Source organism: Streptococcus sp. 1643 (assembly GCF_006228325.1).
GTDB lineage: Bacteria > Bacillota > Bacilli > Lactobacillales > Streptococcaceae > Streptococcus.
In genome coordinates this window covers 1,191,484-1,209,847 of the sequence record NZ_CP040231.1, presented here as the reverse complement: position 1 = coordinate 1,209,847, position 18,364 = coordinate 1,191,484, and the positions used below count along the sequence as shown (strand labels likewise).

At 40.4% G+C, this 18,364-nt stretch carries 13 protein-coding genes and 1 other annotated feature; of the genes, 12 read left to right on the top strand and 1 reads right to left on the bottom strand.

Annotation, left to right across the window (positions count from 1 at the left end; genetic code table 11):
- The 5 genes from FD735_RS06405 to FD735_RS06385 all read left to right on the top strand — a co-directional run bounded on the left by FD735_RS06405 (position 1) and on the right by FD735_RS06385 (position 7,380).
- Complete coding sequence (locus tag FD735_RS06405; protein ID WP_139658769.1) at positions 1–837, top strand: phosphorylcholine transferase LicD; 837 nt, start codon at positions 1–3, stop codon at positions 835–837.
- Entirely contained in the window at positions 834–1,802 is a 969-nt protein-coding gene (locus FD735_RS06400) for a glycosyltransferase family 2 protein (protein ID WP_176553061.1), read from the top strand. The genes FD735_RS06405 and FD735_RS06400 overlap by 4 nt, the downstream gene beginning before the upstream one ends.
- An 8-nt stretch (positions 1,803–1,810) precedes the next feature.
- Entirely contained in the window at positions 1,811–3,964 is a 2,154-nt protein-coding gene (locus FD735_RS06395) for a LicD family protein (RefSeq protein ID WP_125391219.1), read from the top strand.
- A gap of 3 nt (positions 3,965–3,967) precedes the next feature.
- A complete protein-coding gene (locus FD735_RS06390) occupies positions 3,968–4,678 on the top strand; it encodes a LicD family protein (protein ID WP_125391220.1) in 711 nt (236 codons plus the stop codon).
- 188 nt (positions 4,679–4,866) lie between these two features.
- On the top strand, positions 4,867–7,380 hold the full coding sequence (locus FD735_RS06385; RefSeq protein ID WP_125391221.1) for an MBL fold metallo-hydrolase: 2,514 nt from the start codon (positions 4,867–4,869) through the stop codon (positions 7,378–7,380).
- 45 nt (positions 7,381–7,425) lie between these two features.
- Here FD735_RS06385 and FD735_RS06380 read toward each other — a convergent pair whose 3' ends face one another.
- Positions 7,426–8,904, bottom strand: a complete 1,479-nt coding sequence (locus FD735_RS06380; protein WP_139658768.1) for an oligosaccharide flippase family protein — start codon at positions 8,902–8,904, stop codon at positions 7,426–7,428.
- 122 nt (positions 8,905–9,026) lie between these two features.
- Between FD735_RS06380 and mecA the strand changes: the two genes are divergently transcribed.
- From mecA to FD735_RS06345, 7 genes are all read left to right on the top strand, one after another.
- Positions 9,027–9,767, top strand: a complete 741-nt coding sequence (gene mecA / locus FD735_RS06375; protein WP_139659110.1) for an adaptor protein MecA — start codon at positions 9,027–9,029, stop codon at positions 9,765–9,767.
- Positions 9,768–9,915: 148 nt separating this feature from the next.
- Positions 9,916–11,202 carry a homoserine dehydrogenase gene (locus tag FD735_RS06370; RefSeq protein ID WP_139658767.1) on the top strand — a complete coding sequence of 429 codons (1,287 nt, stop codon included), beginning with the start codon at positions 9,916–9,918 and terminating at the stop codon, positions 11,200–11,202.
- A gap of 1 nt (position 11,203) precedes the next feature.
- Complete coding sequence (thrB, locus tag FD735_RS06365) at positions 11,204–12,073, top strand: homoserine kinase (RefSeq protein WP_139658766.1); 870 nt, start codon at positions 11,204–11,206, stop codon at positions 12,071–12,073.
- Positions 12,074–12,333: 260 nt separating this feature from the next.
- Entirely contained in the window at positions 12,334–13,272 is a 939-nt protein-coding gene (gene msrB / locus FD735_RS06360) for a peptide-methionine (R)-S-oxide reductase MsrB (protein WP_139658765.1), read from the top strand.
- A gap of 59 nt (positions 13,273–13,331) precedes the next feature.
- Complete coding sequence (locus FD735_RS06355) at positions 13,332–15,056, top strand: ABC transporter ATP-binding protein (RefSeq protein WP_139658764.1); 1,725 nt, start codon at positions 13,332–13,334, stop codon at positions 15,054–15,056.
- A gap of 1 nt (position 15,057) precedes the next feature.
- The gene (locus tag FD735_RS06350; RefSeq protein WP_139658763.1) at positions 15,058–16,806 is read left to right on the top strand and encodes an ABC transporter ATP-binding protein; all 1,749 of its coding nucleotides are present in this window, start codon (positions 15,058–15,060) and stop codon (positions 16,804–16,806) included.
- Between the two features lie 99 nt (positions 16,807–16,905).
- Entirely contained in the window at positions 16,906–18,165 is a 1,260-nt protein-coding gene (locus FD735_RS06345; protein WP_139658762.1) for a TRZ/ATZ family protein, read from the top strand.
- Between the two features lie 61 nt (positions 18,166–18,226).
- Positions 18,227–18,362: a sequence feature (ribosomal protein L10 leader region), on the top strand.
- The last annotated feature ends 2 nt before the right edge of the window (positions 18,363–18,364 follow it).

The following is an 18,364-nucleotide window of genomic DNA, read 5'->3' as shown; positions in this document are numbered from 1 at the left end:
ATGAGTGATTTGAAAGCGATTCAGGCTCGTAGTCTGGAAATGGCTGAATATTTCGTCGCATTTTGTAAAGAACATGATTTGTTGTGCTATCTCTGTGGTGGAGGAGCTATTGGTGCCCTTCGTAACAAAGGTTTCATTCCTTGGGATGATGATTTGGACTTTTTCATGCCACGTAAGGACTATGAAAAATTAGCAGAACTGTGGCCACGTTATGCAGACGAGCGTTATTTCTTGTTAAAGAGTAACAAAGATTTTGTAGACCGTAACCTTTTTATTACCATTCGTGATAAGGAAACCACTTGTATCAAGCCTTATCAGAAGGATTTGGATTTGCCACACGGTTTGGCCTTGGATGTTTTACCTTTAGATTATTATCCTAAAAATTCAGCTGAGCGTAAGAAACAAGTTCGTTGGGCCCTGATTTATTCACTCTTTTGTGCGCAAACTATCCCAGAAAAGCATGGTGCAGTCATGAAATGGGGAAGTCGTATCTTACTCGGCCTGACTCCAAAATCTCTACGTTATCGCATTTGGAAAAAAGCTGAAAAAGAAATGACCAAGTATGGTCTGGCTGAGAGCGATGGAATTACGGAATTATGCTCAGGTCCCGGCTACATGCGAAACAAGTACCCAATCGCATCCTTTGAAGACAATCTTTTCTTGCCATTTGAAGGAACTGAGATGCCCATTCCAGTCGGCTATGATGCCTATCTCAGCACTGCTTTTGGGGACTATATGACACCGCCACCAGCGGACAAGCAAGTACCGCATCATGACGCCATTATAGCAGACATGGACAAAAGCTACACAGAGTATAAGGGAGAATATGGAGCATGATGGGAGAAAAAATAAGCGTTATCGTTCCAGTCTATAATGTAGAAGCCTATTTGGAAAAGTGTGTAGAATCCATTTTAAAACAGACCTATACCAACTTGGAAATTCTTCTTGTCAATGATGGTTCGACGGATAATAGTGGAGAACTGTGTGATCAATTAGCTCAAAGAGATCAACGGATTCGTGTCATTCACAAGGAAAACGGTGGCTTGTCTGATGCTCGAAATAGAGGGATTGAAGAGGCAAGTTCTGATTTGATCGGTTTTATCGATAGTGATGACTACATTGACGAAGATATGTATGAGACTCTTTACCGCCAAATGCTAGAATCCAATGCTGATCTTTCTATGTGTGGACATTATGATGTTTATCACCAAATTCCGGAAAAGCAGGTTGCAACGATTCAGACTTGGAAATTAACTCCCCAAAAGGCCATTAAAATGGTCATGGAAGCTAAGATTCTCTCGGTCACAGCTGTCAACAAACTTTATAAAAAAGAACTCTTTGAACAACTACGATTTGAAATTGGCAAAATAGCAGAGGATGCCTTTATTATGATCGCCTTGATTCATCAATGTCGCAAGGTTGTTGCAACAAATGAAAAAAAATACTACTATGTTCACCGTGAAAATAGTATCACGACTCAAAAATTCTCCTTGAAATTCTTAAACGTTATTGAGGCTTATGAGCAAAACGCAAATATTATCAGAGAGAATTACCCTGAACTAGCAGATGTTGCAACCATGCGTTTAAACTGGGCTTACTTCTATGTATTGGATAGGCTCTTGGTTGATGCAGATTTCAAGGATAAGGTCTTAGAATACCGTTTAATTGCCTATCTAAAGAAAAACACAAAGAACATTCTTTCAGATAGTCGTTTTACAAGAGCAAGAAAAATGAGCTTTTTAGCTTTGTGCCTGAGTCGAAAATTGTATACGAAAATCTTGCTTGCACAAACTAAGCGTTAGGAGAAACAATGATTTCATTTATTGAAAAATACTATTTTAAAATCAATCTGCTGTTTTTATCAGTTATATCTTTTTACTGTATGGCAGGCTTGATTGTTCCACTGCAATCAATCTCAGCCAATAAATTTGTCACTCTATGCATGACCCTCATGGGTGTTTTGTTGGGATTTTATAATTTCTTTATCAAAAAAGCCTATCTGACTGTCAGAAAAATTGAGTATTTGATTCTCTTTTTTCTAATGAATATCCTGACTGCGATCTTAGTTGTAAAATATGGATTTTCAACAAACATAAAGAACTTAGTTGTCTTTTTCATCTATTTCTTTGCAATCTATCCAGTCTTTCAATCTTTTACTGTGAAAAAAGCACGTGCCCTCTTTGATGTCTTCTTCTCAGTTATCACTGTTGCAAATACTATAGGTGTACTTGTATCAATTTGGCAATTCTTCATGTTGCAGGGTTACCGCGTATTTGATTACAAGGGGTTATTGATCCGCCAAGGATTTGTAGAGTCTCGTCTATTTGGTATTCTAGCCAGTCCCAACTATCTCTCTATTATTTCTCTGATGGTGGTTATTTACTTGTGGATGCGCTTGTCAATCTACAAACCAGTACTTAAAACTCTGGCTATTTCATCGATTCTGCTTAATTTTGCTTACATTGTACTGTCTGGTTCCAGAACAACCTACATCTGTTTGCTAGTAGTTGCCCTCTTATATGCTTTGATGACGGCTAACTGGACTAAAAAAAGCAAGTCACTTCTTACTGTTCTAGTAATAGTAGGATTGGTATTTGTTGGCTATAATGGTATCAAATATAGTAGTGACATTTACTTAAAAGCTCACTCAGCTCAAATCCAAAAGAACCGAGAAAACGGACAAAATGGAGACAACAATCTTTCTCTTGAGAGAACTGACACCAGTGAAGAGAATATCTCCAATAACCGTTTTGCCATTTGGCAGTCAACAGCTTCCTTTATCCCTAGACGTCCTCTGTTTGGATATTCAGGAGGAAACTGGTATGAGTTAGGTAAAGAATATGATGCTTCAGCCTACATCATCAAACAACATTACCTTACTCACAACGGCTACCTTGAGTTGTTATTCTATGATGGTATCACAGGTTTTATCCCTATGGCCATCTTTATGCTTTCCTTCATCGTTTCAAGTCTCAAGAAATATAAAAAAGACCTTCAAGAAGGTCGCCGCAATCATGAATTGATTACCATTCTCTTGATGACTGTAGTTATTCTCATCTCTAATTTGTTCTTGAGTTCAACCTTCTATGGAATTTCTCTACAGGGTTGTATCTTGTTTGTGATTTCAGGTTACTATTTCTCTGTTCTCTATAAAAAAAGAGACGGCTATAGAAAACTAGATGAAGCGGAGATCAAAGAAGTTGAACTAGGTGTCATGGATTATATCCACAATCTCTGTCAAAAAGAGAATATCAACTATTCACTGGCTTATGGAACCTTGCTGGGAGCAGTGAGACACAAGGGATACATTCCTTGGGATGACGATATTGATATCTCTTTGAAACGCGATGAATACGATAAATTGTATCAAGCTATTTTGCAAGATAATGATCCTGTCTACAAGGTTGTTTCTTGGGAAAATGACGCTCGGTATCCTTACCCATTTTACCGAGTCTATGACGCGCGAACAGTCTACGATAACAACTACATCGAAAATGATATCGATTTAGGAATTTGTGTGGATGTGTTCCCATTTGACTATTATGCTGATGTTAACAAGGACATGGTAAAACTAGATACTTACCGTCGTTTATCAGTCTATACCCTTTATGGCATCCATAATAAGAATGCGAAATTCAAGAATATCGTCCGATATATACTTGTCCTTGTATTTCGTCTGACTCGTGTCAAAACTTGGAACCAAAAGATGAACATCCTATCTATGCAAGAAAAAGATGGAGACTTCATTGACTACCTCATGGAGAACAAAAGAGTTTCTACGAAGTTTGACAAGTCCTTCTTGGATACAACGATTGACAGTCCATTTGAAGATAGAGTTTACAAAATTCCTGCGGCTTATCAGCAAATCCTTTCTGCCATCTACGGGGATGATTTTATGGAAATTCCTCCTCTAGAAAAACGAGTGAAGCACGATGACTTCCTTGCATACATAAAGGAGGGATAGGACGTGTTACAATGGTTAAAAAGAAGTTTAGCCAGTCTCTTAGGAGATAAGAAAGACCTGGTTAAAAACCTACCTATTATCAAAAGTTTAAATCAAAAAGCCAATATCGATTTGGATTCCAAGAGAAGTAATCTGCTCAAAGAAAATTTTGAAGATATTCTAAAGGCCATCTATCAATCGAATCTGAAATCCTATGATATCTGGTTAGATTTTGGAACTTTACTTGGTTTCTACAGAGAAAATGATCTGATTCCGCATGATTTAGATATGGACTTTGGGATTATTATCCCAGACTACGAAGCCTTTTTAAAGGATGAGAAAGTTCTTTTTGAGAAAGGCTTTGTCAGAACAAAAGAGTTCTATTACAATGATAAACTTGTAGAATTATCCTATAGTTACAAGGGCCTCAATGTTGATTTTATTGTCTATGATAAAAAAGAGGGGAGCATTTCCTCAGACACTATTTTCTACATGACAAACCCCTTGGGAAATCCTACAAGATATGAAGTTTACCACTATGAATTGCCGTTTACAGCACTAAGTGAATGCAGTTTTAAAGAGATTCTAGTAAAAGTTCCAGAAAATACAAGAGAATACATCAGTCACTTGTATGGGGAGGATTTTGAAATCCCTAATACTCATTACAACTGGAAAGAAAATCCAATTTACAAACAAAGAGATGCTAAATTGGCTAAAGTACTTTTGAAAAAGTAAACTTAGAAATACAAGAAAAGAGGGGATGGTGAAGTTCTTCCTTGTTAACTCTAGTCCCTATTCTAGTGTGACAATCAGACTTCTCGTTCCCTCTTTTTGTCTTATATTGACGGAAAGAAGCTAGAAAAGTTACTACCAGGATGAATCTTCCATCCTAGTTTCCGCTACCAAAGAAAGAAGTGGTTTAGATGAAAAAGAAACAGATAAAAGAAACACTTGTATTTACTTCCCTATTCTTGTTGCTCGTATCTGGACTATTTATACCAGCAGTTCAGGCAGATACTTCAAGCAACCGAATCCATTTTATCAATACCAAAGGAGTATCAGGAAGTGATGCCATCATTCTTGAGAGTAATGGTCATTATGCCTTGATTGACATGGGTGAAGACTATGATTTTCCAGATGGCAGTAATCCGCGTTATCCAAGTCGTGTAGGAATTAGTATAAACAATGAGTATGTATTAGAAGACAGACTGTTCAGACATATGCAACAGCTCGGTATTAAGAAGCTTGACTTTATTCTAGGAACTCATGTTCATAGCGATCACATTGGTTCTGCGGATGAAGTTCTTAAACGTTATCTTGTAGATAGATTTTATTTGAAGAGATACTCAGATGAGCGCATCACATCAAAATGGCGATTGTGGGACAATCTTTTCAATTATGACAATGCTGTTAAGACAGCTCTAGAGCGAGGTGTAACTCTTGTGCAAGACATCACTGAGAAGGAAAGTCACTTCACTCTAGGGGACATGGATATTCAGCTTTATAACTATAAAAACGAATATGACAGTAACGGCAAACTCAAGAGAGTCTATGATGACAATTCCAATTCTCTTGTGGCAGTAGTAACTGTAGAAGGGAAAAAGATCTATCTCGGTGGTGACTTAGATAATGCTGAGGGGGCAGAGGATAAATTAGGTCCGGAGATTGGAAAAGTCGATATGATGAAATGGAACCATCACTATGATGCTCAAATTTCAAATACGATTCCTTTCTTAGACTCTCTATCTCCTAGTATGGTAGTTCATACATCTGCAGCAGATGCTAATCTTGCTACAACAAGAGACTATCTTAAGAAACATGGTATCGAAGTTGTTCACGCTTATAGCCAAACGAAAGATGCAACTGTGTTTGACATCAGTCAACGTGGATTCGCCAACATATCAAATGATTTTCCTGATATTCCTTCGGCAAGAAAGGTTTGGTATAAAGAAGATGGTTACTGGAAATATCGTTTATCAGATAATCAGATGGCTATCGGTTGGCAACGAATTGATGGATTTTACTATTTCTTTAATGGTCAAGGACAAATGCAGGCAGGTAAATGGCTTCATTTGAACGACTCTCGTGAAAAAACTGATGGTAACTGGTATTATTTGAACAACAATGGACAAATGCAAGATACTGGTTGGTTTAATCAAGATGGTACTTGGTATTACATCACATCAAGTGGAGCAAGAAGTTACAGTCAGTTAATTGAAATTGATGGTCAGAAATATCTATTTGACAAAGAAGGTAAGATGCTGACAGGTCCTCAGGTTTATAATGGTAAGAAACTATTCTTTGCTAGTAGTGGTGCCCTACAGTCGGAAAGAAAAGCATCATCTTGGCAAAAGATTGCCTCAAATTGGTACTATTATGATGAGGATAGTATTCTAACTGTTGGTAAAAAAGACATCAAGGGTACAACTTATTACTTTGACAAAGAAGGTATTATGCAAACTGGCTGGGTGTTGGTAGATGGCCACTGGAACTATTTTGCGAACTCTGGCGCCATGCAAACTGGCTGGGTTAAGGACAAAGAAATTTGGTTCTATCTTGATAAAGACGGCAATATGCTAACTGGAAATCAAGAAATCAATGGCTCTCGTTACTATTTCAAGGCAAGTGGTGCCATGCAAACTGGTTGGCAATGGCAGGATAAGGGTTGGCAGTATTATACTAGCTCTGGTACCATGAAGACGGGTTGGTTAAAATTGGGCGAATCTTGGTATTACCTGGATCCAGAAACTGGTATCATGGCAGTCGGATCGCAAGAAATTAATGGAAAGAACTACTTCTTCAGCTCTGCAGGTACTATGCAAGTTGGATGGCAGAGGTCAAATGATTCTTGGCATTATTACGCTACGTCTGGCGCACTCCAAACTGGTTGGTTGAAAGATGGTGATGCCTGGTATTATCTTGAAGGTAAGGAAGGCGTTATGTTAATCGGCCTCCATCAAGTAGATGGTAAGCAATATTACTTTAGCAAATCTGGAGCCATGCAAACTGGCTGGAAATGGTTTGATAATCATTACCGTTACTTTGAATCAAATGGAGCCATGAAAACTGGTTGGATAAAAGACAAAGGTGTCTGGTATTATCTAAATCCTGAAGATGGTATCATGTTGGTTGGCCTTCATAAAGTAAATGGTGATCATCATTACTTTGATGAATCAGGAGCAATGCAGACAGGTTGGAAACAGCTTGATGGTAATTGGTACTATTTCCAAGCTGATGGTTCTTTGTTGAAGAACGCAACAACACCTGATGGTTACAAAGTAAACGAAGAAGGTATCTGGAAACAGGCTGTTGTTGCTGTAAATAGCGATGCAGTCAAGCCAGAACAGAAACAAGAAGCTAATTCCTCTATTGTTGAACAACCTAAACAAGATTCAAATCTAGAAGCCAACGCTTCTGAAAAGAAAGAAAAAGAATAAAGAAGAAATCCCCTACTGGCAACTAATTTATCAGTAGGGGATTTTTTAATTTCGTTTTAATTTAGCAAGTACAAGGTTCAGTGCATAGTGGAGTGTTTTGTCTTTGGTGATAAAGAGGGTCAAGAGGTAATAGATACCACAAGTTGCTACGGTAGACAGAACCATGAGAACCATATTGAAGTTGACCGTATAAGAGTTGATTTGGAAAATCATCTTGAAAATATAGAAGATTGGGATAAAACCAAGGGATATGAGGCTATAGCGTGTTAAGGTTATAAAAATTTCTTTTAAACTAATCAGTTGGTGTTTCTTGATAAAATGAATTTCAAGTAAAACAACGATAGTTTCTGCGATAATGGTCGTAGCGATGTAATACTCAGGTGCAAAAATATTATTGAAATACAAGATGCTATTTAATAGTATATTGGTACCACCACCAAGGAAGTAGAAGGCAGTTAAGCGATTTTCATGGTCGTTGATAAAGATAATCTGTTTACCAAGAATCAACTCTATAGCCCAAATGATGGTACGAAAAGCGAAGACGCTAGTTACGATACCCGCTTCAAGATATTTTTCAGAAGAATAAATAACAGTTGCGTACCGTCCCAATATCATAATCCCGATGCTAGTTGGAACCATAAGGAAATAGAATAAGGATGCCGCTTGATTCACGAGATAATTATAGGACTTGTAATCCTTTTTACCAAGATAATAGCCAAGGCGAGGAATACTGACGTTGATAGCTCCACTCAATACACTAGCAATCAACATGACAATACTATAGGCAATTGTATAATAAGAAATGTAGTTTTCATCTGGTCCCTTGGTGATAAACATTCTATCTAGCAAGGTATAAAGCATATTAGCGTTTGCTAAGAGAAGCATAGTGAAGAGCGGTTTAGAAGCTTTAGCAAGTTCTACGAAACCAATCTTAACAAAAGAAACTTCTCTCTTAATCCAAAGAAAACTGAGCAGGTAGTTGAGGATAGTGGTCGCTGTCATAACGATAGCATAAGGAACAATATCATCTGCCGTTTTAACGAAGGCGAAGATAGCGACCAGCATGGTAATTCGAATAATTAATGTTTTGTAGAGGATGAAGGCATAGTTTTCATAAGCCTCGTTCATCCATTCGATATTGAGAAATTGGAAGAGTGCTTGGGCCCCTAGGATGTAGTAGAGGACCTTCAGATTCTCAATGCTGGTGTCAAAGAAGATAATGAGGAAGTAGATACCTGTCGTCAGAAGAGAGGTGAAAACCGAGATATAAAACAACTTAGAAAAGACGTAGTTGATTTTATTCTTGTCATCCTTGACCTTACTGATAGCTCGAATCCCGTAGTTGTATATTCCAAAGGCTGCAAGTGGAATAACGAAACTTGCCCAAGTATTGGCCGTATTGAAATAACCGTAATTGGATTTGCTGAGAATCCGCGTCAGATAAGGATTGGTTATCAGTGGAAAAACGATATTGAGAATATTGACCAGCAAGCTGGCCAAGGCATTTACTTTTATATTTTTCATTGAACTTTCTTTCTTAAATCTAAAATCATATCTAGTATTATATCACATTCTCGCTTCATTCTTTTGATAAAATCGTAAAAATCTAGTATAATAGATAGACTGAAAGTATGAGGTTACTAGATATGAAGATGAAACAAATTAGTGATACAACACTGAAAATCACAATGACTTTAGATGATTTGATGGATCGGGGAATGGAGATTGCAGACTTTCTCGTTCCTCAGGAAAAAACCGAAGAGTTTTTCTATGCTATTTTAGATGAGTTAGAGATGCCAGACAATTTCTTGGATAGTGGCATGCTGAGTTTCCGCGTGACGCCAAAACCTGATAAGGTCGACGTCTTTGTGACCAAGTCCAAGATTGACCAAAATTTGGATTTTGAAGATTTGGCGGATCTACCAGACATGGAAGAATTAGCCCAAATGTCGCCAGATGAATTTCTCAAAACCTTGGAAAAGAGCATTGCAGATAAGACCAAGGACGATATTGAGGCCATCCAATCTCTAGAGCAGGTCGAAGCAAAGGAAGAAGAGCAAGAGCAGGCAGACAAGGAGACGGAGAATAAGAAAGAACCTTATATCTACTATATCCTACGCTTTGCAAGCCTTGCTGACTTAGTTGCTTTTGCAAAGACGGTTAACTACCAGATGGAAACATCTGAACTCTATAAGATGAATGACCACTATTATTTGACAATCTTAGTTGATGTGGAGAATCATCCTAGTCCGTATCCAGCCTGGCTCTTGGCTCGTATGCGTGAGTTTGCAGACGACAGTGATATCAGTCGTTCGGTTTTACAAGAGTATGGTCACATCTTGATCAATCACGACGCTGTGTTCGGTCTTCAAAAAATTAATTCATAGTTTTTAGAAATCAATTTTTACTTATCAGAAAAGGCGAATCATGGGATTCGTTTTTTCTTTACTAGACTGAAATAGTGATTTACTATAATAGGAATTTTCATAAAATTCTGTTATAATGGCTATATCAGAAAATTTCTAGGAGACAAACATGACAGTTAAAATTGCTTTACTTGGATTTGGTACCGTTGCAAGTGGTGTGCCATTCCTCCTAAAGGAAAATGGAGAAAAAATCGTTCAGTCAGCTCATTCGGAGATTGAAGTAGCTAAGGTATTGGTCAAGGATGAAGATGAAAAGAACCGCTTGCTTGCAGCAGGAAATGACTTTAACTTTGTAACCAATGTAGATGATATTTTAGCAGACAAGGACATTACTATCGTAGTGGAATTGATGGGGCGTATCAAACCAGCTAAAACCTTTATCACTCGTGCCTTAGAAGCTGGGAAACACGTTGTTACTGCCAACAAGGACCTTTTGGCTGTCCATGGTGCAGAATTGTTAGAAATTGCTAAAGAGCATAATGTAGCACTTTACTACGAAGCAGCAGTTGCTGGTGGGATTCCAATTCTTCGCACTCTAGCAAATTCATTGGCTTCTGACAAAATTACGCGCGTTCTTGGTGTCGTTAATGGAACTTCTAACTTCATGATGACCAAGATGGTGGAAGAAGGCTGGTCTTATGATGATGCTCTGGCTGAAGCTCAAAGACTTGGTTTTGCAGAAAGCGACCCTACAAATGACGTGGATGGGATTGACGCAGCCTACAAGATGGTGATTTTGAGCCAATTTGCTTTTGGTATGAAGGTTGCTTTTGACGATGTAGCACACAAGGGAATCCGCAACATCACACCAGAAGACGTAGCTGTAGCCCAAGACCTGGGCTATGTAGTGAAATTGGTTGGTTCTATCGAGGAAACTCCTTCTGGTATTGCTGCGGAAGTAACTCCAACCTTCCTTCCTAAAGCACATCCACTTGCCAGTGTGAATGGGGTAATGAACGCTGTTTTTGTAGAATCTATCGGTATCGGTGAGTCTATGTACTACGGACCAGGTGCGGGTCAAAAACCAACTGCAACAAGTGTTGTGGCGGATATCGTCCGTATCGTTCGTCGCTTGAATGATGGTACCATTGGTAAAGACTTCAACGAATACAGCCGTGACTTGGTCTTGGCTAATCCAGAAGATGTCAAAGCAAACTACTACTTCTCAATCTTGGCTCCAGACTCAAAAGGTCAGGTCTTGAAATTGGCTGAAATCTTTAATGCTCAAGATATTTCCTTCAAGCAAATCCTCCAAGATGGCAAAAAGGGTGACAAGGCGCGTGTAGTGATTATCACTCATAAGATTAATAAAGCGCAGCTTGAGAATGTTTCAGCTGAGTTGGCCAAAGCTTCAGAATTTGACCTCTTGAATACCTTCAAGGTGTTAGGAGAATAGGATGAAGATTATTGTACCTGCAACCAGTGCCAATATTGGGCCAGGTTTTGATTCGGTCGGTGTAGCTGTAACCAAGTATCTTCAAATTGAGGTCTGTGAAGAACGGGATGAGTGGTTGATTGAACACCAGATTGGTAAATGGATTCCCCATGACGAGCGTAATCTTTTGCTTAGGATTGCCTTGCAAATTGCGCCTGACTTGCAACCGAGACGTTTGAAAATGACCAGCGATGTTCCCTTGGCGCGTGGTTTGGGTTCTTCTAGCTCTGTTATCGTTGCTGGGATTGAACTAGCTAATCAACTGGGCAAGCTCAACTTATCTAACCACGACAAATTGCAGTTGGCGACCAAGATTGAAGGGCATCCTGACAATGTGGCTCCAGCAATTTACGGCAATCTCGTTATTGCAAGTTCTGTTGAAGGGCATGTTTCAGCAATTGTGTCTGACTTCCCGGAGTGTGATTTTCTAGCTTATATTCCCAACTATGAATTGCGCACTCGCGACAGCCGTGGTGTCTTACCTAAAAAATTGTCCTATAAGGAAGCTGTTGCGGCTAGTTCTATCGCCAATGTGGCCGTTGCATCCTTGTTAGCAGGAGATATGGTGACAGCTGGTCAAGCAATCGAGGGGGACCTCTTCCACGAGCGTTATCGTCAAAGTCTGGTCCGTGAATTTGCGACGATTAAGCAAGTAGCTAAAGAGAATGGTGCCTATGCGACCTACCTCTCTGGAGCAGGGCCGACAGTGATGGTCTTGGCTTCTCATGACAAGATGCCGAAGATTAAAGCTGAATTGCAAAAGCAGCCTTTCAAAGGCAAACTTCATGATTTGAAAGTTGATACCCAAGGTGTCCGTGTCGAAACAAAGTAAAGAAATAGAAGATAGGATGGGGAAACTCTCGACCAGAGGGCTTCCTGTCCTTTTTTTGAAAAGAAGTTTATACTCAATGAAAAATCAAAGAGCAAATTAGGAAGCTAGCCACAGGTTGCTCAAAACATGGTTTTGAGGTTGTGGATAGAACTGACGAAGTTAGCTCAAAATACTGTTTTGAGGTTGCAGATGTAAGCTGACGTGGTTTGAAGAGATTTTCGAAGAGTATTGGTTAAAAATTTGATAAAGGAGAAATAAAGATGGCAGAAATTTATCTAGCAGGTGGTTGTTTTTGGGGCCTAGAGGAGTATTTTTCACGAATTTCAGGCGTATTAACAACCAGTGTCGGCTACGCTAATGGCCAAGTCGAAACAACCAATTACCAGTTGCTCAAGGAAACAGACCATGCAGAGACTGTTCAAGTGATTTATGATGAGAAAGCAGTGTCACTTAGAGAGATTTTGCTTTATTATTTCCGTGTCATTGATCCCTTGTCTATTAACCAACAAGGGAATGACCGTGGTCGCCAATATCGAACGGGAATCTATTATCAGGATGAAGCAGACTTGCCAGCTATCTACACAGTGGTGCAGGAGCAGGAGCGTATGCTGGGTCGAAAGATTGCAGTAGAGGTGGAGAAACTTCGTCACTACATTTTGGCTGAAGACTACCATCAAGACTATCTCAAGAAGAATCCTTCCGGTTATTGTCATATCGATGTGACCGATGCTGAGAAGCCATTGATTGACGCAGCCAACTATGAAAAACCTAGTCAAGAGGTGTTGAAGGAAAGCTTAACTGAAGAGTCTTACCGTGTTACGCAAGAAGCTGCTACAGAGGCTCCATTTAGTAATGCTTATGACCAGACCTTTGAAGAAGGGATTTATGTAGACATCACGACGGGTGAACCGCTTTTTTTCGCTAAGGATAAGTTTGCCTCAGGTTGTGGTTGGCCAAGTTTTAGTCGTCCGATTTCTAAGGAATTGATTCACTATTACAAAGATCTGAGTCATGGAATGGAGCGAATCGAGGTTCGTTCTCGGTCAGGAAATGCTCACTTGGGTCATGTTTTCACAGATGGACCTCGGGAGTTAGGTGGCCTGCGTTACTGTATTAATTCTGCTTCCTTACGCTTTATAGCCAAGGATGAGATGGAAAAAGCAGGATATGGCTATCTATTACCTTGCTTAAACAAATAAAACTGAGAGGGTGGGGCTTCCCACTTTCTTCATTTCTAGAATATGAATAGAAGGGATTTATGAAACACTTACTATCTTACTTCAAATCCTATATCAAGGAATCAATTTTAGCACCCTTGTTCAAGTTACTTGAAGCTGTTTTTGAACTCTTGGTTCCCATGGTGATTGCTGAGATTGTTGACCAATCCTTGCCCCAGAGAAATCAAGGACATCTCTGGATGCAGATTGGCCTGCTCCTTGTCTTTGCAGTGATTGGCGTTTTAGTGGCCTTGATTGCTCAATTCTATTCAGCAAAGGCAGCGGTAGGTTTTGCCAAGGAATTGACAAACGACCTCTATCGTCATATTCTTTCCTTACCCAAGGACAGCAGAGATCGTTTGACAACTTCTAGCTTGGTGACTCGCTTGACTTCGGATACCTACCAGATTCAGACTGGTATCAATCAATTCCTGCGCCTCTTTTTGCGAGCGCCTATTATCGTTTTTGGAGCCATTTTTATGGCCTATCGCATCTCGGCTGAGCTGACTTTCTGGTTCTTAGTTATGGTTGTCATTTTGACGATTGTCATTGTCGGTCTCTCTCGACTGGTCAATCCTCTCTACAGCAGTCTCAGAAAGAAAACGGATCAGCTGGTTAAGGAAACGCGTCAGCAATTACAAGGCATGCGAGTTATTCGTGCTTTTGGTCAGGAAAAACGAGAGTTACAGATTTTTCAAACCCTTAACCAAGTTTATGCTAGATTGCAAGAAAAGACGGGTTTCTGGTCTAGTTTGTTAACACCTCTGACCTATCTGATTGTTAATGGAACTCTTCTCGTCATCATCTGGCAGGGATATATTTTAATTCAAGGAGGTTTACTCAGTCAAGGTGCCCTGATTGCTCTTATCAACTACCTCTTGCAGATTTTGGTGGAATTGGTTAAGCTCGCCATGCTGATCAATTCCCTCAACCAGTCCTACATCTCAGCCAAGCGAATCGAGGAAGTCTTTGACGAGGCTCCAGAGGATATCCATTCAGAATTAGAAGAAAAGCAAGTTACCGGTGATCGGGTTTTGCAAGTCAAAGAATTAACCTTTACCTATCCTGATGCGGCCCAGCCTTCTCTGAGAAACATTTCCTTTGATATGAATCAAGGGCAAATCCTTGGTATCATCGGAGGAACTGGTTCTGGTAAGTCAAGCTTGGTGCAAGTCTTACTTGGTCTTTATACAGCAGACAAGGGGAGCATTGACCTTTATCGAAATGGACGTAGTCCTCTTAATCTTGAGCAGTGGCGGTCTTGGATTGCCTATGTGCCCCAAAAGGTCGAACTCTTTAAGGGAACTATTCGTTCCAACTTGACTCTAGGTTTCAATCAAGAAGTGTCTGATCAGCAACTCTGGCAGGCCTTGGAGATTGCGCAAGCTAAGGGTTTTGTCAGTGAAAAGGAAGGACTTTTGGATGCCCTAGTTGAGGGAGGAGGGCGAAATTTCTCAGGCGGACAAAAACAAAGGCTATCTATTGCCCGAGCAGTCTTGCGTCAAGCTCCATTTCTCATCCTAGATGATGCGACCTCGGCCCTCGACACCATCACCGAGTCCAAGCTCTTGAAAGCTATTAGAGAAAATCTGCCAAATACGAGCTTAATCTTGATTTCTCAACGGACTTCGACACTTCAGATGGCTGACCAGATTCTCCTTTTGGAAAAAGGTGAGCTCCTAGCTGTTGGCAAGCACGAGGACTTGATGAAAACTAGCCAAGTCTATCGCGAAATCAATGCATCTCAACATGGAAAGGAGGACTAGCATGAGACGACAAACCGCAAACCAGACGCTCAAACGTTTAGCCGTAGATTTAGTAAGCCATCCATTTCTCCTTTTCCTTGCCTTTCTAGGAACTATTGCCCAAGTTGCTTTATCGATCTACCTACCTATTCTAATTGGGCAGGTCATTGACCAAGTCCTAGTGACTGGTTCTTCACCAGTTTTTTGGCAGATTTTTCTCCAGATGATCTTGGTGGTGATAGGAAATACTCTGGTACAATGGGCTAATCCTCTTCTTTATAATCGCCTAATCTTCTCTTATACCAGAGACTTGCGAGAGCGAATTATCCATAAGCTCCATCGTTTACCGATTGCTTTTGTGGACCGGCAGGGCAGTGGAGAGATGGTTAGTCGTGTGACCACAGACATAGAACAGCTGGCAGCCGGCTTAACCATGATTTTCAATCAATTTTTCATTGGTGTCTTGATGATTTTGGTTAGTATTCTAGCCATGCTCCAAATTCATCTCCTTATGACCCTCTTGGTCTTGCTGTTGACGCCCCTGTCCATGGTGATTTCACGCTTTATTGCCAAACGGTCCTATCATCTCTTTCAGAAGCAAACAGAGACCAGGGGGATTCAGACTCAGTTGATTGAAGAATCACTTAGCCAGCAGACTATTATCCAGTCCTTCAATGCTCAAACAGAGTTTATCAAAAAACTGCATGAGGCGAATGCCAACTACGCAGGTTATTCTCAGTCAGCTATCTTTTATTCATCAACGGTTAATCCTTCGACTCGCTTTGTTAATGCACTCATCTATGCTCTTCTTGCTGGAGTGGGAGCCTATCGTATCATGATGGGGTCCACCTTGACCATCGGACGTTTAGTGACTTTTTTGAATTACGTCCAACAGTACACCAAGCCCTTTAATGATATTTCTTCTGTTTTAGCCGAGTTGCAAAGTGCTCTCGCTTGTGCAGAGCGCGTCTATGCTGTATTAGAAAGTCCTGAGGTTGCTGAAACAGGTAAAGAAGTCTTGACCAGTGACCAAGTCAAGGGCGCCATTTCCTTTAAGCATGTTTCTTTTGGATACAATCCTGAAAGGATCTTGATTAAGGATTTGTCTATCGATATCCCAGCTGGTAGCAAGGTGGCTATCGTTGGTCCGACAGGTGCTGGTAAGTCAACTCTTATCAATCTCCTCATGCGTTTTTATCCTATTAACTCGGGAGATATCTTGCTAGACGGTCGTTCCATTTACGACTATACCCGAGCGTCATTGAGACAGCAGTTTGGCATGGTACTCCAAGAAACCTGGCTCAAGCAAGGAACCGTTCATGACAATATTGCCTTTGGGAATCCTGATGCTAGTCGGGAGCAGGTGATTGCTGCTGCCAAAGCTGCTAACGCAGACTTTTTTATCCAACAGTTACCACAAAGCTATGATACCAAGCTAGAAAATGCAGGAGAATCCCTCTCTGTCGGACAAGCCCAGCTCTTGACCATCGCCCGAGTCTTTCTAGCTATTCCAAAGATTCTTATCTTAGACGAGGCGACTTCTTCCATCGATACACGGACAGAAGTGCTAGTACAGGATGCCTTTGCCAAACTCATGAAGGGGCGCACAAGCTTTATCATTGCTCACCGTTTGTCAACCATTCAGGATGCGGATTTAATTCTTGTCTTGGTAGATGGAGATATTGTTGAGTATGGTAACCATCAGGACCTCATGGCTAGAAAGGGCAAGTATTACCAAATGCAAAAAGCTGCGGCTTTTAGCTCTGAATAATCCTTTCTATTTTAAAATCTTATGAACGAAAAAAGTTGCCTTCGGGTGACTTTTTTGTTACAATAGCTAGAAAAATCAGGGTCTTAGAAGGAGAAAACAATGAAAGTCTATCAGCATGTAAATATCGTGACTTGTGACAAAGATTTCCATGTTTATTTGAATGGTGTCTTAGCCGTTAAGGACTCTCAAATCGTCTATGTCGGCCAAGAGGAGCCTGAGATTTTAGAGCAAGCTGAGCAGATTATAGACTATCAGGGAGCCTGGATTATGCCTGGTTTGGTTAATTGCCATACCCATTCTGCTATGACAGGTTTGCGAGGGATCCGGGATGATAGTAATCTCCACGAATGGCTCAATGACTATATCTGGCCAGCAGAAGCAGGATTTACTCCCGACATGACTACCAAGGCGGTCAAAGAGGCTCTGACGGAGATGCTCCAGTCAGGGACAACAAGCTTCAACGATATGTATAATCCCAATGGTGTGGATATTGAGAGAATTTATCAGGCAGTCAAGGCATCTAAGATGCGTTGTTATTTCTCACCGACCCTCTTTTCTTCAGAGACAGAAACAACTGCTGAGACTATAAGCAGAACACGAGCCATCATAGAAGAAATCTTAGGATATGAAAATCCAAATTTCAAAGTTATGGTAGCTCCTCATTCTCCCTATAGCTGTAGTAGAGACTTGCTGGAAGCGAGCTTAGAAATGGCAAAAGAGCTAAATATCCCTCTCCATATCCATGTGGCTGAGACCAAGGAGGAATCAGGAATTATCCTCAAACGCTATGGCAAACGTCCCCTCGCCTGTCTAGAAGAACTGGGTTATTTAGATCATCCGTCTGTCTTTGCTCATGGGGTCGAGTTAAACGATCGAGAAGTTGAACGCTTGGCAACTTCTCATGTGGCTATCGCCCATAATCCTATTAGTAACCTCAAACTGGCCTCAGGAATCGCTCCCATCCTCCAACTGCAAAAAGCAGGAGTAGCAGTGGGGATTGCGACTGACTCAGTTGCTTCCAATAATAATCTAGATATGTTTGAGGAAGGACGGACTGCAGCCCTTCTTCAAAAGATGAAAAGTGGAGATGCCAGCCAATTTCCTATTGAAACAGCCCTCAAAGCTCTGACGATAGAGGGTGCTAAGGTTCTTGGAATGGAAAAGCAGATAGGAAGCCTAGAAGTTGGCAAGCAGGCAGATTTTCTGGTCATTCAACCACAAGGAAAAATCCATCTTCAACCTCAGAAAAATATGCTCTCTCATCTGGTTTATGCTGTCAAATCCAGTGATGTTGATGATGTTTATATCGCTGGAGAACAGGTGGTTAAGCAAGGCAAAGTTTTGACAGTAGAGATTTAAAAAAATTTAAAAAAAGTTTGCAAAAATCTTGCATTCTTTTTTTGTCTATGCTATACTTATAGACGGTTTGAAAAAACTGCCTAAGACAGTAGGGGAGCTCGACTCATAAAGATCCTACCGAGGACAAAACGTATCATGTAAAAAGAAGCGTATTGTACTTTCGTGTCTAGGTTTGGGCGCGTTTTTCTTTTGGAAAAAT

Excerpts from the sequence above, each read along its gene's own strand:
- FD735_RS06385 (WP_125391221.1), top strand. The coding sequence starts at position 4,867 with ATGAAAAAGAAACAGATAAAAGAAACACTTGTATTTACTTCCCTATTC.
- FD735_RS06380 (WP_139658768.1), bottom strand. The coding sequence starts at position 8,904 with ATGAAAAATATAAAAGTAAATGCCTTGGCCAGCTTGCTGGTCAATATT.
- FD735_RS06355 (WP_139658764.1), top strand. The coding sequence starts at position 13,332 with ATGAAACACTTACTATCTTACTTCAAATCCTATATCAAGGAATCAATT.
- FD735_RS06350 (WP_139658763.1), top strand. The coding sequence starts at position 15,058 with ATGAGACGACAAACCGCAAACCAGACGCTCAAACGTTTAGCCGTAGAT.
- msrB (WP_139658765.1), top strand. The coding sequence starts at position 12,334 with ATGGCAGAAATTTATCTAGCAGGTGGTTGTTTTTGGGGCCTAGAGGAG.
- FD735_RS06400 (WP_176553061.1), top strand. The coding sequence starts at position 834 with ATGATGGGAGAAAAAATAAGCGTTATCGTTCCAGTCTATAATGTAGAA.
- FD735_RS06405 (WP_139658769.1), top strand. The coding sequence starts at position 1 with ATGAGTGATTTGAAAGCGATTCAGGCTCGTAGTCTGGAAATGGCTGAA.
- FD735_RS06345 (WP_139658762.1), top strand. The coding sequence starts at position 16,906 with ATGAAAGTCTATCAGCATGTAAATATCGTGACTTGTGACAAAGATTTC.
- FD735_RS06370 (WP_139658767.1), top strand. The coding sequence starts at position 9,916 with ATGACAGTTAAAATTGCTTTACTTGGATTTGGTACCGTTGCAAGTGGT.
- mecA (WP_139659110.1), top strand. The coding sequence starts at position 9,027 with ATGAAGATGAAACAAATTAGTGATACAACACTGAAAATCACAATGACT.
- thrB (WP_139658766.1), top strand. The coding sequence starts at position 11,204 with ATGAAGATTATTGTACCTGCAACCAGTGCCAATATTGGGCCAGGTTTT.
- FD735_RS06395 (WP_125391219.1), top strand. The coding sequence starts at position 1,811 with ATGATTTCATTTATTGAAAAATACTATTTTAAAATCAATCTGCTGTTT.